The sequence below is a fragment of the Paenibacillus sp. Pae15 genome (genome assembly GCF_024519685.1).
In the GTDB taxonomy this organism is placed as follows: domain Bacteria; phylum Bacillota; class Bacilli; order Paenibacillales; family NBRC-103111; genus Paenibacillus_G; species Paenibacillus_G naphthalenovorans.
Map to the genome: position 1 here is coordinate 42,181 of NZ_JALJRM010000004.1, position 16,224 is coordinate 58,404.

The window sequence follows — 16,224 nt, forward strand, 5'->3', positions numbered from 1 at the left end:
TGCAAATTTTTCTTGATCCCTTGGATCATCCGACGATACAATCATGATAGATCGTAACGCGTTAAGGCGTTATCGCGCGGCTAATCCCGCTTATGATTCATCATGCGGCCCATCATCATACCATGCCGTTGATGCTATTCATTTTATAATTCACCGTATGAAAAATGGAACAAATAAACCGGAGCATATCCTATGCGGAAGCGGTTGAGAGGATGTTTATGAAGACAAAATCCATTTATTTTCTGTTTGGCGTGTTCGCCAGTGCTTTCCTCAAATCGTTGTTTATGGCAGTAACCTATCCATCGAAGAGCGATTATATCCTTTTTCACAGCGAAGGGAAACCGCATTTGTTTTTCATTTTTCTGGGAACGCTGCTTCTTCTGGATGCGCTTGTGATTTGGCTCATACTGAGGCCTAAAGCGATCGGGTTTTGGTTAGCCCTCGCAAGTATCGCCGTATCCAAATTGGAGGAGTTTACCGCACTGCAAATCGCACTGAGGAATAATGATCTCATTAAACAACTGTTCATTGAACAAAGAGAAGCCAGGGGCCGGCTGATGGACGATAACGCGTTGCGGATGACCGACGTTCTCTTTTCGCCAACGGGGTTGTATGCAGGCTTCTTTTTGATGCTTGCAGGCTCACTTCTGGTGCTGCTCGTACTTTGGCGGAATAGGGATTACTTCTTTAAAAGCTATATATGGCGCTAAAGAGACAACCGTTTCCGGATTTGGTTATACGAATGACCTTAGATGCAAGGACCTGGCCGCAATAAAAAGACACAGATGAAAGGATAGCGGAGAATATGTATAATTACATATACATGGAAATCTCATTAGGTGGAATGTTCTCCTCGCCAATTATATCATAAAATATAAGCTTCCTTAACTTTATTGGAATGGGGGAAAGCCCTTGACAGTAACCTACGACGCTCACTATTATCCGTATCCTTCCCGGCGAAATGTGGTCTATGGACGAAAAGGGATGGTGGCCGCCTCTCAGCCGCTGGCAGCGCAGGCCGGTTTGCAAATCTTGAAAGCAGGCGGGAATGCCATTGATGCAGCCATTGCGACGGCAGCCTGCTTAACGGTAGTCGAGCCGACATCGAACGGAATCGGCTCGGACGCTTTTGCGCTTGTCTGGGTTAATGGAAGGCTGCATGGCCTCAACGCCTCGGGTCCAGCCCCCAAAAAGCTGACGATGGAAGCCGTCAAAGCGGCTGGTTATGATCATGAGATGCCTAAGCGCGGCATGATTCCCGTTACGGTCCCCGGGGCTGTCGGCGCTTGGGCCGAACTGTCGAGGAAGTACGGAAAGCTGCCTTTGACGCAGGTGCTGGCCCCGGCTATCGACTATGCCGAAAGCGGTTACCCTGTTTCCCCGACGCTGGCAAAGTTTTGGCAGCTTTATTATGAGGACTATAAAGAAAGCTTTAAAGGGGAAGAGTTCCGGCCCTGGTTCGATACCTTTGCACCAGGAGGCAGAGCCCCGAAGGCGGGGGAGATCTGGCGGTCGACCGGACATGCGGCGACCCTGCGGCTGATTGCCGAAACGAATGGAGAAGCCTTCTACCGCGGGGAGCTTGCCGAACGGATCGATGCCTTCTTTCAAAAGCATGGCGGATTTTTGCGGAAGGAAGATTTAGCGGAATATGCCCCGGAATGGGTGGACCCCATTAAGGTCAATTACCGGGGGTATGATGTGTGGGAGATCCCGCCTAACGGGCAAGGCCTGGTTGCGCTCCATGCCTTGAATATCCTGAAGGGATTCGATTTCCCGGAGAAAGAGAGCGTGCAAACCTATCACAGGCAAATCGAGGCCATGAAGCTCGCTTTTGCCGATGGAAGGAAGTATATTACCCAGCCTTCAGACATGAAGGTCACGGCAGAGGAACTGTTAAGTGAACAGTACGCGGCGGAACGCCGCGCCCTGATTGGTGAAGAGGCTCTTGCGCCCGAACCCGGACATCCGCCGAGGGGAGGAACCGTTTATCTGGCCGCTGCGGATGGGGAAGGGAATATGGTATCCTTTATTCAAAGCAATTATATGGGATTTGGATCAGGTATCGTCGTTCCGGGTACAGGCATAGCGCTGCAAAACCGCGGCCATACCTTTTCCTTGAACCCGGATCATGCCAATGTGTTAAAACCGGGCAAGAAAACCTACCATACGATTATTCCGGGGTTTCTGACAAAGGGCGGTCAACCGGTCGGCCCATTCGGTGTAATGGGCGGATTCATGCAGCCTCAGGGTCATGTTCAGGTCATTATGAATACGATTGACTTCCATTTAAATCCCCAGGCTTCCCTGGATGCACCGCGTTGGTTATGGACCAGGGATAAAACGGTGGAGGTTGAAGCGGGCTTCTCCAGCGAGATAGCCAGAGCATTAATACGCAAGGGGCATCAGGTGAATGTCGTATTAAAAGAGGATGGCTTTGGCCGGGGACAAATCATTTGGCGTGATCCTGAAACCGGCGTTTTATCCGGAGCTACCGATCCGAGGACGGATGGAGAAGTGGCCGCGTGGTAGGCCTGTTCCCAAAAAACGTCTGACGACCGCATGATCGTCAGACGTTCTTCGTGCTTCGCTTTATCGATGAGCATCACACATAATATTTCAAATAGACCGATTCGTAGTAAGGGCTTGCAGGATTGGGGGTGACAATTTCGATCATATGTCCGTCAGGGTCTTTAAAGAAGACCTGACGCAATCCGCTGGGGGCGTTTTCCAGCTCATACCAGGGAATATTTTCGGATTCGACTTTTTGGATAACCTTTTGGAGTTCTTCTTCATTGTCAACAAAAAAAGCAACATGGGCGTCCTGTGCGGACAATTTCGCCCGATCAACATGCTCGGGCTGATCTGGCTGTTGAATGATATGAATCATAATATCGCCTAATTTATACCATATTCCGGGGAAGCTGAAATTGGGCCTTGAAATTTCCGGCAAGCCCAAGATCCGGCTGTAAAAATCCTTTGATTTCACGGCATCCTTCACGGACAAAGCTACATGATCAATTCGGGATAATTTCATTATGCATCGCTCCTTTTTGGTTTTAAACCGGTTTACGTAAGGCCGTATAAACAGCCGTGTCCAATTTTAGGGACAAATCGGCAGCATACGTTTTGATATACTTGGGCTCGGAGGTAACCTTACCCCCGTAGAACATAATGTCGTCCGCTCTGTCAATGGCCAATTCCACACAAAGCATGGGAAACGGCATATCGGGAATGGGATCGGGCAGAACACGGGCAGTTCCCGTAACGGCTAACGTATGCTCCGGAATGGAAAATAAAATTTGCATCCTTGGACGCTCATTCACGTTGCGGATCAAGGGTGACTTGGGCGAAACCGCAAAGCGAATCAGATGGGGATTGACGGCCGCCCACCAGGAGATCGCCGTCGAATAGATTTCGTTGTCCGCATTGGTGGTGACCGCAAACGCCAATTTTTCTCCTTGAAGCTGATCGACGACCGCTTGAGGCAAAAGCGTGGTATCGGTTTTCATAAGTTAACTCCTTTCTTAATTATGATTTTTTTTCCAACCAGCCCGCGTTCACATCAAGGCCCAGGCTTGCCTTTCCGATAATTTCCAAGCATTTGTCATTATTCGGCGGCATGACCATCCCGGCGCGGGCATCGCGGTGGATTCTTTCCAGAGGGAATTTTTTCATGTAAGCTCTGCCTCCGCATACACGAATGGCTAAATCAGTTACTTTGACGGAAACCTCTGTTCCGACATATTTGGCGATCGTTACAGGCAGAACCCGGTCTTCTGCGGTACCGTAATCACGTGCGTCCGCAGCTTGATAAAGCAGCTGCTTCGCAGCTTCAATTTCCAGAGCCATTTCAGCGACACGATGCTGAATCGTAGGATAATGGCTGATCGGATGAATTTCCGGTTTAAATGTGGTGTTTTGGGCATAACTGACGGTAAAATCCAAAGCGGCCTCCGCCAGACCTATGCCGACGGCAGCGAAGCCAAAGGCATAACCGTCACTCACATTTTTACGAACGGCATCCCCGGGTTCTCCGATCGCATTCGCTTCTTCTACAAAGCACTCTTTAAAATGAATGGTATGGCTGGCCGTTCCCCGCATCCCCATGGCATTCCAGGTATCTTCAATCGTTACCCCCGGAGTGCTGCTGGGGATTGTCAGCATGATAAGGCCGTCTTCCACCGAGGTGGTGCCTTCGATTTGACACAGCGTATTGAAATAGTCCGCCGCAGAGCTTAACGAGGCGAAATGCTTTACCCCGGATACTACGTAACCGCCATCGACCTTGCGGGCGATGGTGCTTGGCTTGAAATTCCCCCTTAAACTGCTTGTAGGTTCACTGGTAACAGATGCGAACAATTTCCCATGCTCAACCACTTCCCTGAACAATCGCTGCTTTTGCTCCTCATTTGCCATTTCCTTCAAAATATTGATGACCGTACAATGCATATTAAATGTATTTGCGGTGGAACCGCACACTTTCGCCAGTTCTTTAAGAACTTCCCCCATTAACCGGGAATTGGCTCCAAGCCCCCCATACCGCTCGGGGACCATGAGGGAGAGAATCCCGTGCTCCCGTAAATCCTGATAGTTTTCATAAGGAAAACGGCTTTCAAGATCGTATTGGCTTGCACGGGCGGCGAAGTTTTCTTTCGCCAATTGCTTTACCACACCGAGAATATGGCGGGCTTCCTTACTATGTGTTAATTGCATGAGCATCCTCCTCGAATTTTACGTGTCAATGATATACACAGCATTTTCCATGCCAAACTTGGCTCCAATCAAAAATCATCGTCAACCTCAAGCCTTTCGTGCGTATTTCCCCGCATATGATGAAAAAGTTTGATCCTTCGGAAGCAAGAGGCTGCATGTTTCAATCCGTTTTTGGTGTTTTTTTGCACCGAATGGTGGTGAATTGCACCGATGGTGAAGGAGGCCGCACCAGCGAATGGAAGTGAAGGATGGGAATACTCCATTGATTCAGGAAAGAAGGTCAAAAAAGTAAAGCTGGCATGAAAATTGCTCTTTAAATGCTAATAGGGGATGGAAATGAAGCCGCAGAGAGTAAATGGAGGACGAACGGATGACGCAATTTTGGTTTTTCCTGTTGACGATAGTTGGAGGAGCGATATGGGGAGCCCAGGCTTCCATCAACAGTGCTTTAGGTAAAAAAATAGGCACGTTGGAAGGCGCTTTTGTCAATTTTGCAGTGGGTACGTTAATTTTGGCGATCATTGTTTTATTTTTTGGCAGGGGAAACCTCCTTCAGGCAGTGACGGTTCCGAAATGGCAGCTGGTTGGAGGACTTATGGGAGCGGCGGTCATTTTCACGACGATCATCAGCGTACCCCGGATCGGAGCGGCATCGATGCTTCTGGCCATGATTAGCGGACAAATCGTCATCAGCATGATCATCGATCATTTCGGCTTTTTCGGTGTTCCGCGAATCGCTTTTGATTGGCAAAGGCTTCTGGCCTTATTGTTAATGAGCGGCTCCTTATTTTTAATTTTCAGAAGCAGTATTTAAATGTATATTCATTATTGACACGAGAGGGGGACGGATAGGTGAGTTTTCCGAATCCAATGGACCCTATTCTGGGTATTCGCGTTGTGGTCTCGAGCTCTAACCTCCGGGAGTCCGTCAAATTTTATGGAGAGACTTTGGGTTTGAAGGAGATTTCCTCCGGTTCAGAATTCACAAGATATGATATCGGTGGAATGATCCTGGATATTATTCCGGGAGCGATCAAAAAAGAGAAGCAAAATCAACTTGCCATCTCCTTGAGTGATCCTCATCTTGTGTTTGAAGTCGACCCTCAACGGTATGAGCGGATGAAATGGCTGTTGATACGGGAGGATATCACGTTATTGGAATTAAGCGACTTGGAAGGGAGGAACAAAATGTTTTTCAAAGACCCGGACGGCAACCTCAACGCGATCTTATCCGGTTAAGGCTTGATAACAAAATGGGCCGCGCCGCATTTCCCGGTAACGTTAAGGGGATGACTTTTATTCTTTCTTTCCATTATAATGAAGGATGTATTTCATAAATTATGGATGCAATCCCCGACATTGGAGGTTGACGAGCATGGAGATGGATGCGTCAAGCCTGCCTTCTGCAAGAGAGAGTGAATGGCATACCATTATAAACGCATTGTTCGATGGAATTTGGGTTGCTGATGGTGATGGCAGAACCGTACTGGTGAATAAAGCCTATGAGAAATTAACCGGGATTCGCATAGATGATGTGATCGGTCAACGCGCCCAGGATTTGGTTGAAGCAGGAGTGCTGTCGCAATCCGCCATTCCCGGTGTTATGGAAACCTTGCAAACCGTCACGATCATAAACAAAGTGAATGGAAAGCGCTTACTCGTCACCGGGGTTCCGGTTTTAAATGATGAAGGGGAATTATGGAGAATCGTATGCAGTGTCAGGGATATTACGAACCTTGCCGAGCTCCAGCAGGAAATCGAACGGAAAAGCGCATTAATTAAACACTATGAAACGGAATTATTAAAGCTTCAACAGATCGACAATGGCCCTGTTATTCGCAGCCCGCATATGATCCGGTTGTTTGAATCGGCCAAGCATGTCGCAGCCACATCGTCTACGGTGCTTATTTTAGGAGAATCTGGAGTAGGGAAGGAAGTGTTGGCCAAATGGATTCACCAAATGAGCCAGCGGGTAAACCAACCCTATATGACCGTGAACTGTTCGGCTATCCCTGAAAATCTCATTGAATCCGAGCTTTTCGGGTATGAAAAAGGGGCATTTACAGGCGCACAGCCGACCGGGAAGGCAGGATTATTCGAAATGGCTCATAAAGGGACGATTTTTCTCGACGAAATCGGGGAGCTTCCTTTTGCCATGCAGTCTAAACTGCTCAGGGTGCTGCAGGAAAAAGAAATCCGGCGCATCGGTTCCGGAAAGCCTGTCCCTGTTGATGTGCGGGTGATTGCCGCTACCAATCGATCCTTGGAAAAGATGGTGGCGGAAGGAACGTTTCGAGAGGATTTATATTATCGCATTAATGTCATTCCGTTTACCATACCTCCGCTCAGGGAACGTAAAGAAGATATTCCTATATTAGCCGCACACTTTTTAAATGAATTCAACCAAATCTATGATCGGGATGCAGAAATAGGTCCCGTCGTATTGAACCGCTTGATGGGATATCATTGGCCCGGCAATGTGAGGCAGTTAAAAAATATCATTGAGCGCATGATCGTACTGTCCAAAAGCAAAGAAATTACGGCAGACGATTTGCCTGAATTTTTGGGAACGGCCCCCGTATTGCAGCAGAACAGGGATACGATTGTCCCCCTGCGCCAGGCCCGGATGGAGTTTGAAAAGAATCTCATTATCCAAGCGTTGAAAAAAAGCAAGTCGATTCGTCAGACCGCGCAATTGTTGGAGCTGGATCATTCGACCCTGATTAGGAAAATCCAACAGCAGGATATCGATCCTGAGTCCTTCTTGGGACGGGAATGGTCTAACTAAAACGATAAATAACAACAAAACAGTCTGCCATTAGGTGAAACGGCACTCCATTGTTAGACATCGCTAACCCTTGGAGGGCAGTTCGCAAGGTGCAGACTGTTTTGATTATCCATACACGATTATTTGGGAACGATTAAAGTGACCTTGGTTCCTTCTCCGGGCTTGGATTGGACGGAAAACTGGCCATGCACGGACCGGGCTCTCTCTTCCATGCTGAAAAGCCCTACGCCTTTGGCGCCGGTTCCACGGATAAAGCCCTTGCCTTGATCCTCAACACTGACTTCAATATAATCATCGAACTCATGAAATCTTACGCGTGCCTCAGCCACATCCGCGTATTTTGCAAGATTGGTTAAAGCCTCTTGAATGACACGGTAAATGGTCGTCTCTTTTTTGGCCTCCAAGCGTCTGCGAAGATTGCAGTCAAAATGAACCTTGATGCCGTAGTGGTTGGAATAGCTGTCGATGTAGGAACGGATGGCCGGAACGACGCCAAGGTCGTCCAGGACGGACGGGCGCAATTCCCACGCTAATCCGCGCACATCCTCGATAATTCCTGCCACTCTGTTTCGCAGGTCGCCCAGCTGCTGCACTCCGGTTTCCCCGATTAAACGGTCAATTTCAATGAGCAGGGAAAAGAGGCTCTGTCCGATCCCGTCATGCAGCTCCCGTGAAAATTTGCGCCGCTCGTCTTCCTGAACCTGCATGACATGCCCCATCATATGCTTCAATTCTTCTTCTACCTTTTTGAGCCGGGTCACCTCGTTGCGAATGGCTAGATACTGGTAAGGACGCCCATTGTCGTCTTGAAACGGCACGATGGTGGTGTTTACCCAATAGTAGGTGCCGTCTTTGGCTTTGTTCTTGATGTCTCCCCGCCACACCAGTCCGGAGGAGATCGTTCTCCACAGCTCTTTCATGAACTCTTTGCTGTGAAAGCCGGAATTGATAATCCGATGGTCCTGACCGATCAGTTCATCGCGGTCATATTTGGAAATTCGGCAAAAATTGTGATTCACATATTGAATGATTCCGCGATGGTCGGTGACGGCAACAATAGAGGATTCGTCCAGTGCAAATTTGACATTCGCCAGCTGGTTTAACGATTGCTTCAGAAGATCGCGAAAGGATGGATCGGCGATATGGGTATCCAGCTGTTTTTGTAATTCAGCGACATTCTGGCCAATGACCTCAGGGTGAGTCTTGCTTGTTTTAGGCTTCAATACAATCCTCCTTCCTGCCGGGTTCATTTCTTATCTTAGCAAAGAAGGAAGAACCGGTACAATGCTCGCGGCGCAAAAAGTGAAACAAATCAAGACCGGCTAAGCTTGCTGCTGCCCGGTCTTGATTTGTTTTCCGAATGGATTATTTATGGGCCGGCACCTTCATGCGGCTTTTGGCTATCGGGTTATGCCCGCCGTTCCTATAATTCAGGTGAAACCATTTGCGCAGCAGCGGCAGCAAGTAATAGTCGGCGCCGAATTTGCCGGCATTGGCGCCCGCGACCAGCACGATTCCGCCGAGCAGGATCATCCACGGGTTTGTGCTTACCGTTCCGGCGAAAAGAAACATGAAGTTCATCAATAATCCAAAGCCGGCGGCGGCCGTCGTTAAGGCGCCAAGAATCAGACCGAGACCGACCAGCGTTTCTCCCAAAGGGATGATGAAGTTGATCAGTTTCGCGTTAGGCAGTGCGAAATGGTTCAAAAATGCAGTATAGTTAGGATAGATTAATTCGTTTGTCGCTCGATCGAGAACCGGTTTGTTTATTGCGTTGTTCAAAAAGCCTGTCGAGTCAAACTCACCCGTTAGCTTGTGCCAACCCGATGTCAGCCACATCCAGCCAAGATAGATGCGAAGGACAAGAAGCAGGCCGGCGGCATAAACATGCTCTCTTAAAACATTCATCATGGCAACCATCTCCTCAACAGCAGTAGACTTTCCTCTCACGACTTCACTGTACATCAAGCGGTAAAGCTGCGATATGATTCGCATCACAGGATAAGAAAAAGTCTTTGAGTCTGTTGCTCCAAGGAACCTGATCCATACGTTTGGCCTCAAATACGGCAAATATGCTTCGGACAATTTTCACAGTGGCAGATATCGCGCAAATAAGTCAAATCCTTGATAATGAAATAACCGTTAACCATGTCGAGGATGTTTTCCTTTCTCATATCGTTCAGCATCCGGTTGACGCTTTCCCGGGTGGCGCCGATCATTTCGGCCATTTCCGTATTGTTCAGCTTAACCGAGATGCGGCTGTACTCACCGAAGGGCTCCCCGTAGGAATTGTTCAGGCGAATGAGAAGGGAGCAGAGCGCCCCGGGCTTACCGAACATCATCAAATCGCGGAATTTGGTTTGTGTCAGCAGGTGCATCGTCGCCTGCCAGCGCATGAATTCTACCGCAAGATCGCCATGCTGCCAAAGCAGAACCTCCAGATCCTTTTGCTGAATCAGGCCAAGGTCGCAATTCTCAAGCGCTTCTGCGCTGAGGAGGTAAGCAGAGCTCGCCATGCCGTCTCCATAGCCGATCAAGTCTCCGTCGTGGTGCAGATACAAGGTGAACGTACCGCCGTTATCGGCCGATTTGGTGATTTTGACGCGGCCTTGTTTGATGTAATACAAGTATTCGGCTTTATCGCCTTCCCGGAAAAGGCGGGAGCCCTTCTTCACCTTTTTCGAATACATGATACCGGTTAGCCGTTCAACATTCTCTTCCGTAAAATACTGCTGCAGCCCCCGGGTTTGAAACCGAACGGCGTCCGATGTATGATTAACCGGATAATGATGAATCATCCGCGCCTCCTCCTTTTTGCGTTCTTTGTATTTATTTTACCAACTCCAATGACCCGGCGTTATCGGGGAATCCTCTGATATTCAGGGGGGGAAATCCTGAATTGCGGCATATTCCCCGACCGGGAAATCAGGGTATTCCCTGACTTACAAACGAAGCTGCAGCGGTTACAATGAAAAGCATCGGGATATGGATTTCGGTTGGAGAAGTGCACGGAGCAGCATGGAGGGAGGCGAGAAGGGTGGACACGGAGCACAACCGGATTCTAAACGAGTTGTGTATGATCCGATCCTTGGTATCAGGAGACTTTGCCGCACTGGCCTTAGGCGTTGGCGATGGCCGTCTGTTTCGCTGGACATTGTTTTCCGGTAATGAGACAGAGCGGAGCGAAACGATGACGTTTCGCTCGGGGCGGGGTGTGGGCGGTCTGACGATTCGGATCGGACGGACGATAGCATGGAACGAAACCGATGAGGCTATGGTCCACCTGTATCGCGAATGTCCCCTTACGCTTGCGGAAAGATTGCGAACCTCCGTCACGGCTCCCGTTGTCGTACAGAGGGAGAGCCGGGGTGTGATATTGGTGGGTTCCCGTACGGGCCGTCTGTTTAGCGAGGAGGATATAGCCGCGGTGACGCTGGCGGCGCAGCGGATCGGCAAGCTGATGGAGGATGAGCGGTTTTGAGACCGGGTATGATAAAGAGGAGGGTGATCGTATGATAAAAATCATGGTAGTCGACGACCATGCCGTTGTACGATCGGGGTTGAATCTGCTGCTCCACGGCAAACATGACATGGAAGTCGTAGGGGAAGCGGCGGACGGCGACGAGGCGATTCGCCTTGCCGGAGAGCTGAACCCCGATGTCGTGCTGATGGATCTAAGCATGCCGCACGGTAAGGACGGCCTGACGGCTGCCGTCGAGCTGAAGCAGAAGCAGCCGGATACGGCGGTGCTGATATTGACCATGCACGATGACGAGGAATATTTGTTCAGGGCGATTCAAGCCGGGGCGTCGGGCTATATTTTGAAAAGCGCGCCGCACGAGGAACTTCTTGCGGCCATTCAATCCGTAGCGGAAGGAAACGCATACTTGTATCCAAGCGCGACCAAACGTTTAATGGGCGAGTATCTGGAACGGCTGAAGCAAGGCGAGAACACAGGCCCTTTCGACACGCTATCCGAACGGGAGAAGGAAGTATTGGCGCTGGTCGCCAAAGGGTATTCCAATAAAGAGATAGCCGATCAATTGATTATCAGCGTCAAGACGGTGGAAACGCACAAAAGCAATGTGATGGAAAAGCTAAAGCTAAAGACGCGCCCGGAGCTTGTGAAATTTGCGCTGAAGAAGGGGCTTTTGAACTTCGAATAAAGACGGGAAATCCAATGAATAAGGAACAGGGGACTGCAGCGGCACGCGTGAAGAGCCGCTGCAGTTTTTTGTCTAAACTGTGACAAAAATCACAGCTTAAATCCGGGGTACGCGATATGCTGAATCCACCACATGAAGGAGGTCTGATTGATGGAACGGGGAAAAGATCGGTTCTTGAATGCTGCACGTCCATCGGATTTGGTTGTCATGTTGGAACGGATGAGGGACGAGCACTTGAAAATGAAACAAACCATAGCAGAGCTCGAAGCGGCGGTGGAACGGGCCGACCGGATGCCGGATGTATTGACGGTGGCGCATGAAATGCGGCGCATCAAGCAGCCGCTGATCGCGTATATGAATGAACTGGAACGCCATGCGACCTGGGAAGAGAAAGAACTGCAGCCTTTGCTCGACGATTATTTTTTTAATAAGCATGCGCCGAAGATCAAGGATTCGATCTGGGCAATGGAAAAAGACCACCAGTTGGGCACCGCCAGCCTTGAAACGTTCCTTCAAAGACTGGACGAATTCGGACTTCGGCCGCACGCAGCTGCGGTGGCGGAAGCGGTCGGCTGTTTTATGCAAGGCTGCGGCCTTCTTAAGAAGCATTTCAGACTCGAGGAGGAAGTCATAATGCCCCTGGTGGAACAAATGCTGAATGATTCGGATGCTGATGGTCATAGCAAACGAAAATGACTGGCAAGGAGGAAATCGCCATGCTGACAGGCCTTATTTTAGCCGGTGGGCCTAATACGCGGATGAACGGCGATCCGAAGGCGCTGCTTCCTTTTGGAGGGGAGACGCTTATTGAGCGGCAGATCAGGGTCATGAGGCAGATTTGCCGGGAAGTCATCGTCGTCACGAGGGAACCGGCTCCATTACTTCGATTGCTGGACAAGGAGGTCCGCATCATTACCGACTTTTTTGGCGGCAAAGGTCCCCTTGCGGGCATGCATGCCGGATTCAGTTTGGCCAAGTTCGATCAAATTTGGGTGGCGGCCTGCGAGATGCCGTTTCTTTCGGCGAAAGCGGCTGAATTGCTATTGGAATCCAAGAAAAGCGGTTGGAATGCGGTTCTTCCTGAGGTGAACGGCAGTCCATTTCCGCTGCACGCCGTTTATGATAAAGCCTGTGCCGGCCCCATAGCCGCTTTATTGGAGAAAGGGGACTACCGTCTTTCGGAGCTGTTGAAGTCCCTTCATTGGCTGGGGATACCGGAAGCGGCTTTTAGGGAAAAGGGGATTGACCTCCGGTTTACTGTGAGCATAGATACCCTTGAAGATTATCGGCAGGCGCTCCAAAGTGAGTAAGGTTACGGAGGCTACATGCAAGCCCGCATATTGCTAATATTTCACCGCTAGGGGGATGGATGATGGATTTATCGGAAAAACGCAAAAAGCAAATCGACTACTTGGGCATAACGGCGGATGACTTATTCCTTTTAGAAAGTAAAAAGGCGGAATTGACGGCGATCGCTGACGCTCTGGTGGAAGAGCTTTATAACCGCATTATGCTCCGTCCCGAGCTCAGGACCATTATTGAAGCGCACAGCACGATCGAGCGATTGAAAAAAACGCAGAGATGGTACTTTCTTTCACTGACTGACGGGAAAATCGATGAGGCTTTTATCGAAAAAAGACTATTGATCGGGAGCATGCACTCCAAAATCGGCTTAACGACGCAATGGTATTTGGGAACGTATATGCTTTATCTGGATTTGGCGGCCTCCCATCTCCGGCAAGTGCTTCCAAACGAGTGGCTGCCGGTTCTTCATGCGATAACCAAAATGTTTAATTTGGATTCGCAGCTTGTGCTTGAAGCCTATGAAGCCGAAGAGAAGCAGAAAGTGCAAAGACTTGCGGATGAACGCGGCCATCTCTTGGCCGGCATTAACGCGGCTGTGCAGGAGCTGGCCGCGATGATGGTTGAGCTTAGCAGCAGTACGCAATCCGTAGCGGAAACCGCCATCCATACGGCGGAATCCCAGGAAAAGTCGCTTGGTACGGTAAATGAGCTGACCCGGGAAATTCAACACATTCATCATATGGGATCATTCATGGAAGAGATATCGGAGCAAACCCATCTGCTTGGGCTTAACGCGGCCATTGAAGCAGCACGGGCGGGCGAGCATGGCCTCGGTTTTGAAGTGGTGGCCAAGGAAGTCCGCAAGCTCGCCGCCAGATCCAAAGACGCTCTTGTACAAATTCACTCCAAGCTGGATATGATTTCAAGATTGCTGAAAGAAGTGAAGAAGGAGTCCGAGCAGACGAGCATACAAGCACAAACGCAAGCAGCAAGCTCCGAAGAGCTGTCCGCGTTTGTTCAAATGATTGAGAAGGTGATCGCAGAGCTGGAGCAATTGAGGCAATAAGCTGTGAATGGCATGGTACGGGATATCCCTTATCCATGAAAAGAAACGGACATCGCTTGGGATCCCGTATTGCTGCCGGGGGAGATGATATGAGGTTTTGACGCAACCAACGGATCGTTTTATAAGAAACGGCGGAAGCCGACCCTGCTAATGCAGCGATAGCTCCGCTAGAACGATCACTGCCGCAATGACAATAGACGGAAGCAGATTGGCGACATTGATGTTTTTGATGTGAAGGATGTTGAGCCCGATGCCAATAATCAATACCCCTCCAACAGCCGTAACTTCAGTGATGATGGCACTCAAGTCAGCCTCGCTGATAAATAGGGTAAATAACGTTGACGTAAGCGCAATGGTCCCTTGATATAAGAACACCGGGACTGCTGAAAGCGTGACGCCGATGCCTAAAGTGGAGGAGAGAATGACGGCAGAAATGCCGTCCAACATCGATTTGGTGTATAAAATATCATGGTTGTGCCTCAGTCCGCTGTCGATCGAGCCTAGAATGGCCATGGCGCCTATGCAGTAAATGAGCGTCGCCGTAACGAAGCCTTCCGCGATGCCGCCTCTATTCGTCGGACCGGTCTTCTCCTCCCGGCGGAATTGTGACTCCACCCAGTGACCGAGCTGGTTCAGCCGATATTCAATTCTCATGACTTCTCCGAGAATCCCCCCGACTGCGATACTGATAATGACTATTAAAAAATTCTCCGATTTAAGCGCCATCGTGATGCCAAGAACGGCAATTGCAATCCCCAGTCCCTGCATGACTGTATTACGAATTCCTTCCGGAATACGGGGCAGAACTAGACTGCCCAATAAACCGCCTACCATAATGGCAAGCGCATTGATGATGCTTCCCCATAAAGCCATAAATGCTAATTTCCTCTCTGTTCGGGCCAGGTATGTGACAAAATATCGGTCCGCTGTCTATTGATTAATCCTATAAACCATATACCATAATAACCATTTCTATTAAGCTCATCAATGATTGAATTGGAAAAATTTCTTAACACCGTTCGAGTGAGTGAAGCCTTGACAATGAAATTGATTATCATTACCATATATTTATAATAAAAATGATAATGATTATCAATATCTTTGGGTTAGTCAGGATAAAACGACCAATGAAGCAGGAGGCTAAGGGTGGAAACCAATTCAATAATTGAAGACAGGTGTTTAAGTGACTGCCATGAACAGGACTTGTGTGCTGCGGTCTCCAAAATGGTCCGGGAGGATCCTATTGGTTCGGCGGCCGGGCATGAGCGTTATTTGTTCGTGGAAGTTCCGGTTCCCTGGGACTACGATGTCACGGCATCGAGGCATTTCCCGAAGGGCTTTATGGAAGTCCTCAAAAGGGCGGCCGAGAACGCGCCAAAATTCCGATTTTTATCTTTTGTATCCGATGCTCATCCCTCGCCCGCAGGGTACAGAAGAGTCATGTATTTTCAGAAGCCGCTTCCCCCTTTTGCCCGGTACGAAAAGAAGGAGTATGTAGCTCCCGAAGCAGAGTTAAACGCTTTAGCCGAAGCGCTGCTGAACGGCTCCGAGCTTATGAATCGTTATGAATCTTACAGGTTTCATTCGGAAAATGTCAGGGATTTGTTTGTCTGTACCCATGGAAGTCATGATGTGTGCTGCGGCAGGTTCGGTTACCCCATGTATAAAATGCTTGAAGATCATTATGCGGTGAAATCGTCCGGAAAGCTCAGAGTCTGGCGTGCCAGTCATTTTGGCGGTCACCGCTTTGCTCCTACGATTGCCGATTTGCCCGAAGGACGCTATTGGGCCCAAGTGGAGCCGGAAGATCTTGACACGCTCGTTCTTCGTCAAGGGCCGTTTTCCGATATCTCCCGAAAATACCGGGGATGGGGAGGTGTCGGAAAATATGAACAAATGGTCGAGCGTGAAATCTTCCTTCGTGAAGGATGGGGTTGGCTTGACTACAACAAGAAAGGCACGGTGTTGAGGGAAGAAGGACATTCCGCGGTGGTGAGAATAGATTATTCTTCCGCGGATGGAACGGTTTCAGGAGCATATGAAGGAACCGTTGTTTCCGCAGGTACGATCAAAATGGGCGGTTGCGGAAGCGCATTGAAAGATGTTCAGCAATATCAAGTCTCCCGGCTGACCAAGCTTTAATCCGGTTTAAAACATCATGACATAAGGCAGGAATTTCATAA

Annotated in this window: 18 protein-coding genes; 11 read left to right on the plus strand and 7 right to left on the minus strand. The window is 49.3% G+C overall.

Annotated elements, in window-relative coordinates; all coding sequences use genetic code 11:
- Positions 1-218: 218 nt before the first annotated feature.
- Together NR121_RS04500 and ggt are read left to right on the plus strand one after the other, a co-directional pair.
- Positions 219-710, plus strand: a complete 492-nt coding sequence (locus tag NR121_RS04500; RefSeq protein WP_074727431.1) for a hypothetical protein — start codon at positions 219-221, stop codon at positions 708-710.
- A gap of 274 nt (positions 711-984) precedes the next feature.
- Positions 985-2,532, plus strand: coding sequence for a gamma-glutamyltransferase (ggt, locus tag NR121_RS04505; RefSeq protein WP_256830837.1), 1,548 nt, complete (start codon positions 985-987; stop codon positions 2,530-2,532).
- Positions 2,533-2,605: 73 nt separating this feature from the next.
- Here the strand turns inward: ggt and NR121_RS04510 are convergent, their stop codons facing one another.
- From NR121_RS04510 to NR121_RS04520, 3 genes are read right to left on the minus strand one after another with little or no spacing between them, the layout of a single operon-like run.
- Complete coding sequence (locus tag NR121_RS04510) at positions 2,606-3,037, minus strand: VOC family protein (RefSeq protein ID WP_074727429.1); 432 nt, start codon at positions 3,035-3,037, stop codon at positions 2,606-2,608.
- Between the two features lie 22 nt (positions 3,038-3,059).
- Positions 3,060-3,512: a PNPOx family protein gene (locus NR121_RS04515; protein WP_054817292.1), complete on the minus strand. Its 453-nt coding sequence runs from the start codon at positions 3,510-3,512 to the stop codon at positions 3,060-3,062.
- 19 nt (positions 3,513-3,531) lie between these two features.
- Positions 3,532-4,716, minus strand: a complete 1,185-nt coding sequence (locus NR121_RS04520; protein WP_054817293.1) for an acyl-CoA dehydrogenase family protein — start codon at positions 4,714-4,716, stop codon at positions 3,532-3,534.
- A 370-nt stretch (positions 4,717-5,086) separates the two neighbouring features.
- Here NR121_RS04520 and NR121_RS04525 point away from each other — a divergent pair, with 370 nt between their 5' ends.
- From NR121_RS04525 to NR121_RS04535, 3 genes are all read left to right on the plus strand, one after another.
- Positions 5,087-5,530 carry a DMT family transporter gene (locus NR121_RS04525; protein WP_062410571.1) on the plus strand — a complete coding sequence of 148 codons (444 nt, stop codon included), beginning with the start codon at positions 5,087-5,089 and terminating at the stop codon, positions 5,528-5,530.
- A 38-nt stretch (positions 5,531-5,568) separates the two neighbouring features.
- Entirely contained in the window at positions 5,569-5,955 is a 387-nt protein-coding gene (locus tag NR121_RS04530) for a VOC family protein (protein ID WP_256830671.1), read from the plus strand.
- 136 nt (positions 5,956-6,091) lie between these two features.
- On the plus strand, positions 6,092-7,504 hold the full coding sequence (locus tag NR121_RS04535) for a sigma-54 interaction domain-containing protein (RefSeq protein ID WP_074727424.1): 1,413 nt from the start codon (positions 6,092-6,094) through the stop codon (positions 7,502-7,504).
- A gap of 119 nt (positions 7,505-7,623) precedes the next feature.
- Here the strand turns inward: NR121_RS04535 and NR121_RS04540 are convergent, their stop codons facing one another.
- From NR121_RS04540 to NR121_RS04550, 3 genes are all read right to left on the minus strand, one after another.
- On the minus strand, positions 7,624-8,754 hold the full coding sequence (locus tag NR121_RS04540; protein WP_062410574.1) for a PAS domain-containing sensor histidine kinase: 1,131 nt from the start codon (positions 8,752-8,754) through the stop codon (positions 7,624-7,626).
- Positions 8,755-8,869: 115 nt separating this feature from the next.
- Positions 8,870-9,415: a DoxX family protein gene (locus NR121_RS04545; RefSeq protein WP_074727423.1), complete on the minus strand. Its 546-nt coding sequence runs from the start codon at positions 9,413-9,415 to the stop codon at positions 8,870-8,872.
- Between the two features lie 146 nt (positions 9,416-9,561).
- Positions 9,562-10,302: a Crp/Fnr family transcriptional regulator gene (locus tag NR121_RS04550; protein WP_083351225.1), complete on the minus strand. Its 741-nt coding sequence runs from the start codon at positions 10,300-10,302 to the stop codon at positions 9,562-9,564.
- Positions 10,303-10,541: 239 nt separating this feature from the next.
- Here NR121_RS04550 and NR121_RS04555 point away from each other — a divergent pair, with 239 nt between their 5' ends.
- The 5 genes from NR121_RS04555 (at position 10,542) to NR121_RS04575 (ending at position 14,041) form a co-directional block, all read left to right on the plus strand.
- Entirely contained in the window at positions 10,542-10,985 is a 444-nt protein-coding gene (locus tag NR121_RS04555; protein WP_054817297.1) for a GAF domain-containing protein, read from the plus strand.
- A gap of 31 nt (positions 10,986-11,016) precedes the next feature.
- Positions 11,017-11,670 (plus strand): response regulator, encoded by a 654-nt coding sequence (locus NR121_RS04560; protein ID WP_074727421.1) that lies wholly within the window; start codon positions 11,017-11,019, stop codon positions 11,668-11,670.
- Between the two features lie 150 nt (positions 11,671-11,820).
- Complete coding sequence (locus NR121_RS04565) at positions 11,821-12,366, plus strand: hemerythrin domain-containing protein (protein WP_062410576.1); 546 nt, start codon at positions 11,821-11,823, stop codon at positions 12,364-12,366.
- A 20-nt stretch (positions 12,367-12,386) separates the two neighbouring features.
- Positions 12,387-12,980, plus strand: coding sequence for a molybdenum cofactor guanylyltransferase (gene mobA, locus NR121_RS04570; protein WP_054817300.1), 594 nt, complete (start codon positions 12,387-12,389; stop codon positions 12,978-12,980).
- Between the two features lie 59 nt (positions 12,981-13,039).
- Positions 13,040-14,041 (plus strand): globin-coupled sensor protein, encoded by a 1,002-nt coding sequence (locus tag NR121_RS04575; RefSeq protein WP_062410577.1) that lies wholly within the window; start codon positions 13,040-13,042, stop codon positions 14,039-14,041.
- 147 nt (positions 14,042-14,188) lie between these two features.
- Here the strand turns inward: NR121_RS04575 and NR121_RS04580 are convergent, their stop codons facing one another.
- Entirely contained in the window at positions 14,189-14,914 is a 726-nt protein-coding gene (locus NR121_RS04580) for a DUF554 domain-containing protein (RefSeq protein ID WP_256830680.1), read from the minus strand.
- A 273-nt stretch (positions 14,915-15,187) separates the two neighbouring features.
- Between NR121_RS04580 and NR121_RS04585 the strand changes: the two genes are divergently transcribed.
- On the plus strand, positions 15,188-16,183 hold the full coding sequence (locus tag NR121_RS04585) for a ferredoxin family protein (protein ID WP_062410579.1): 996 nt from the start codon (positions 15,188-15,190) through the stop codon (positions 16,181-16,183).
- Positions 16,184-16,224 lie beyond the last annotated feature (41 nt).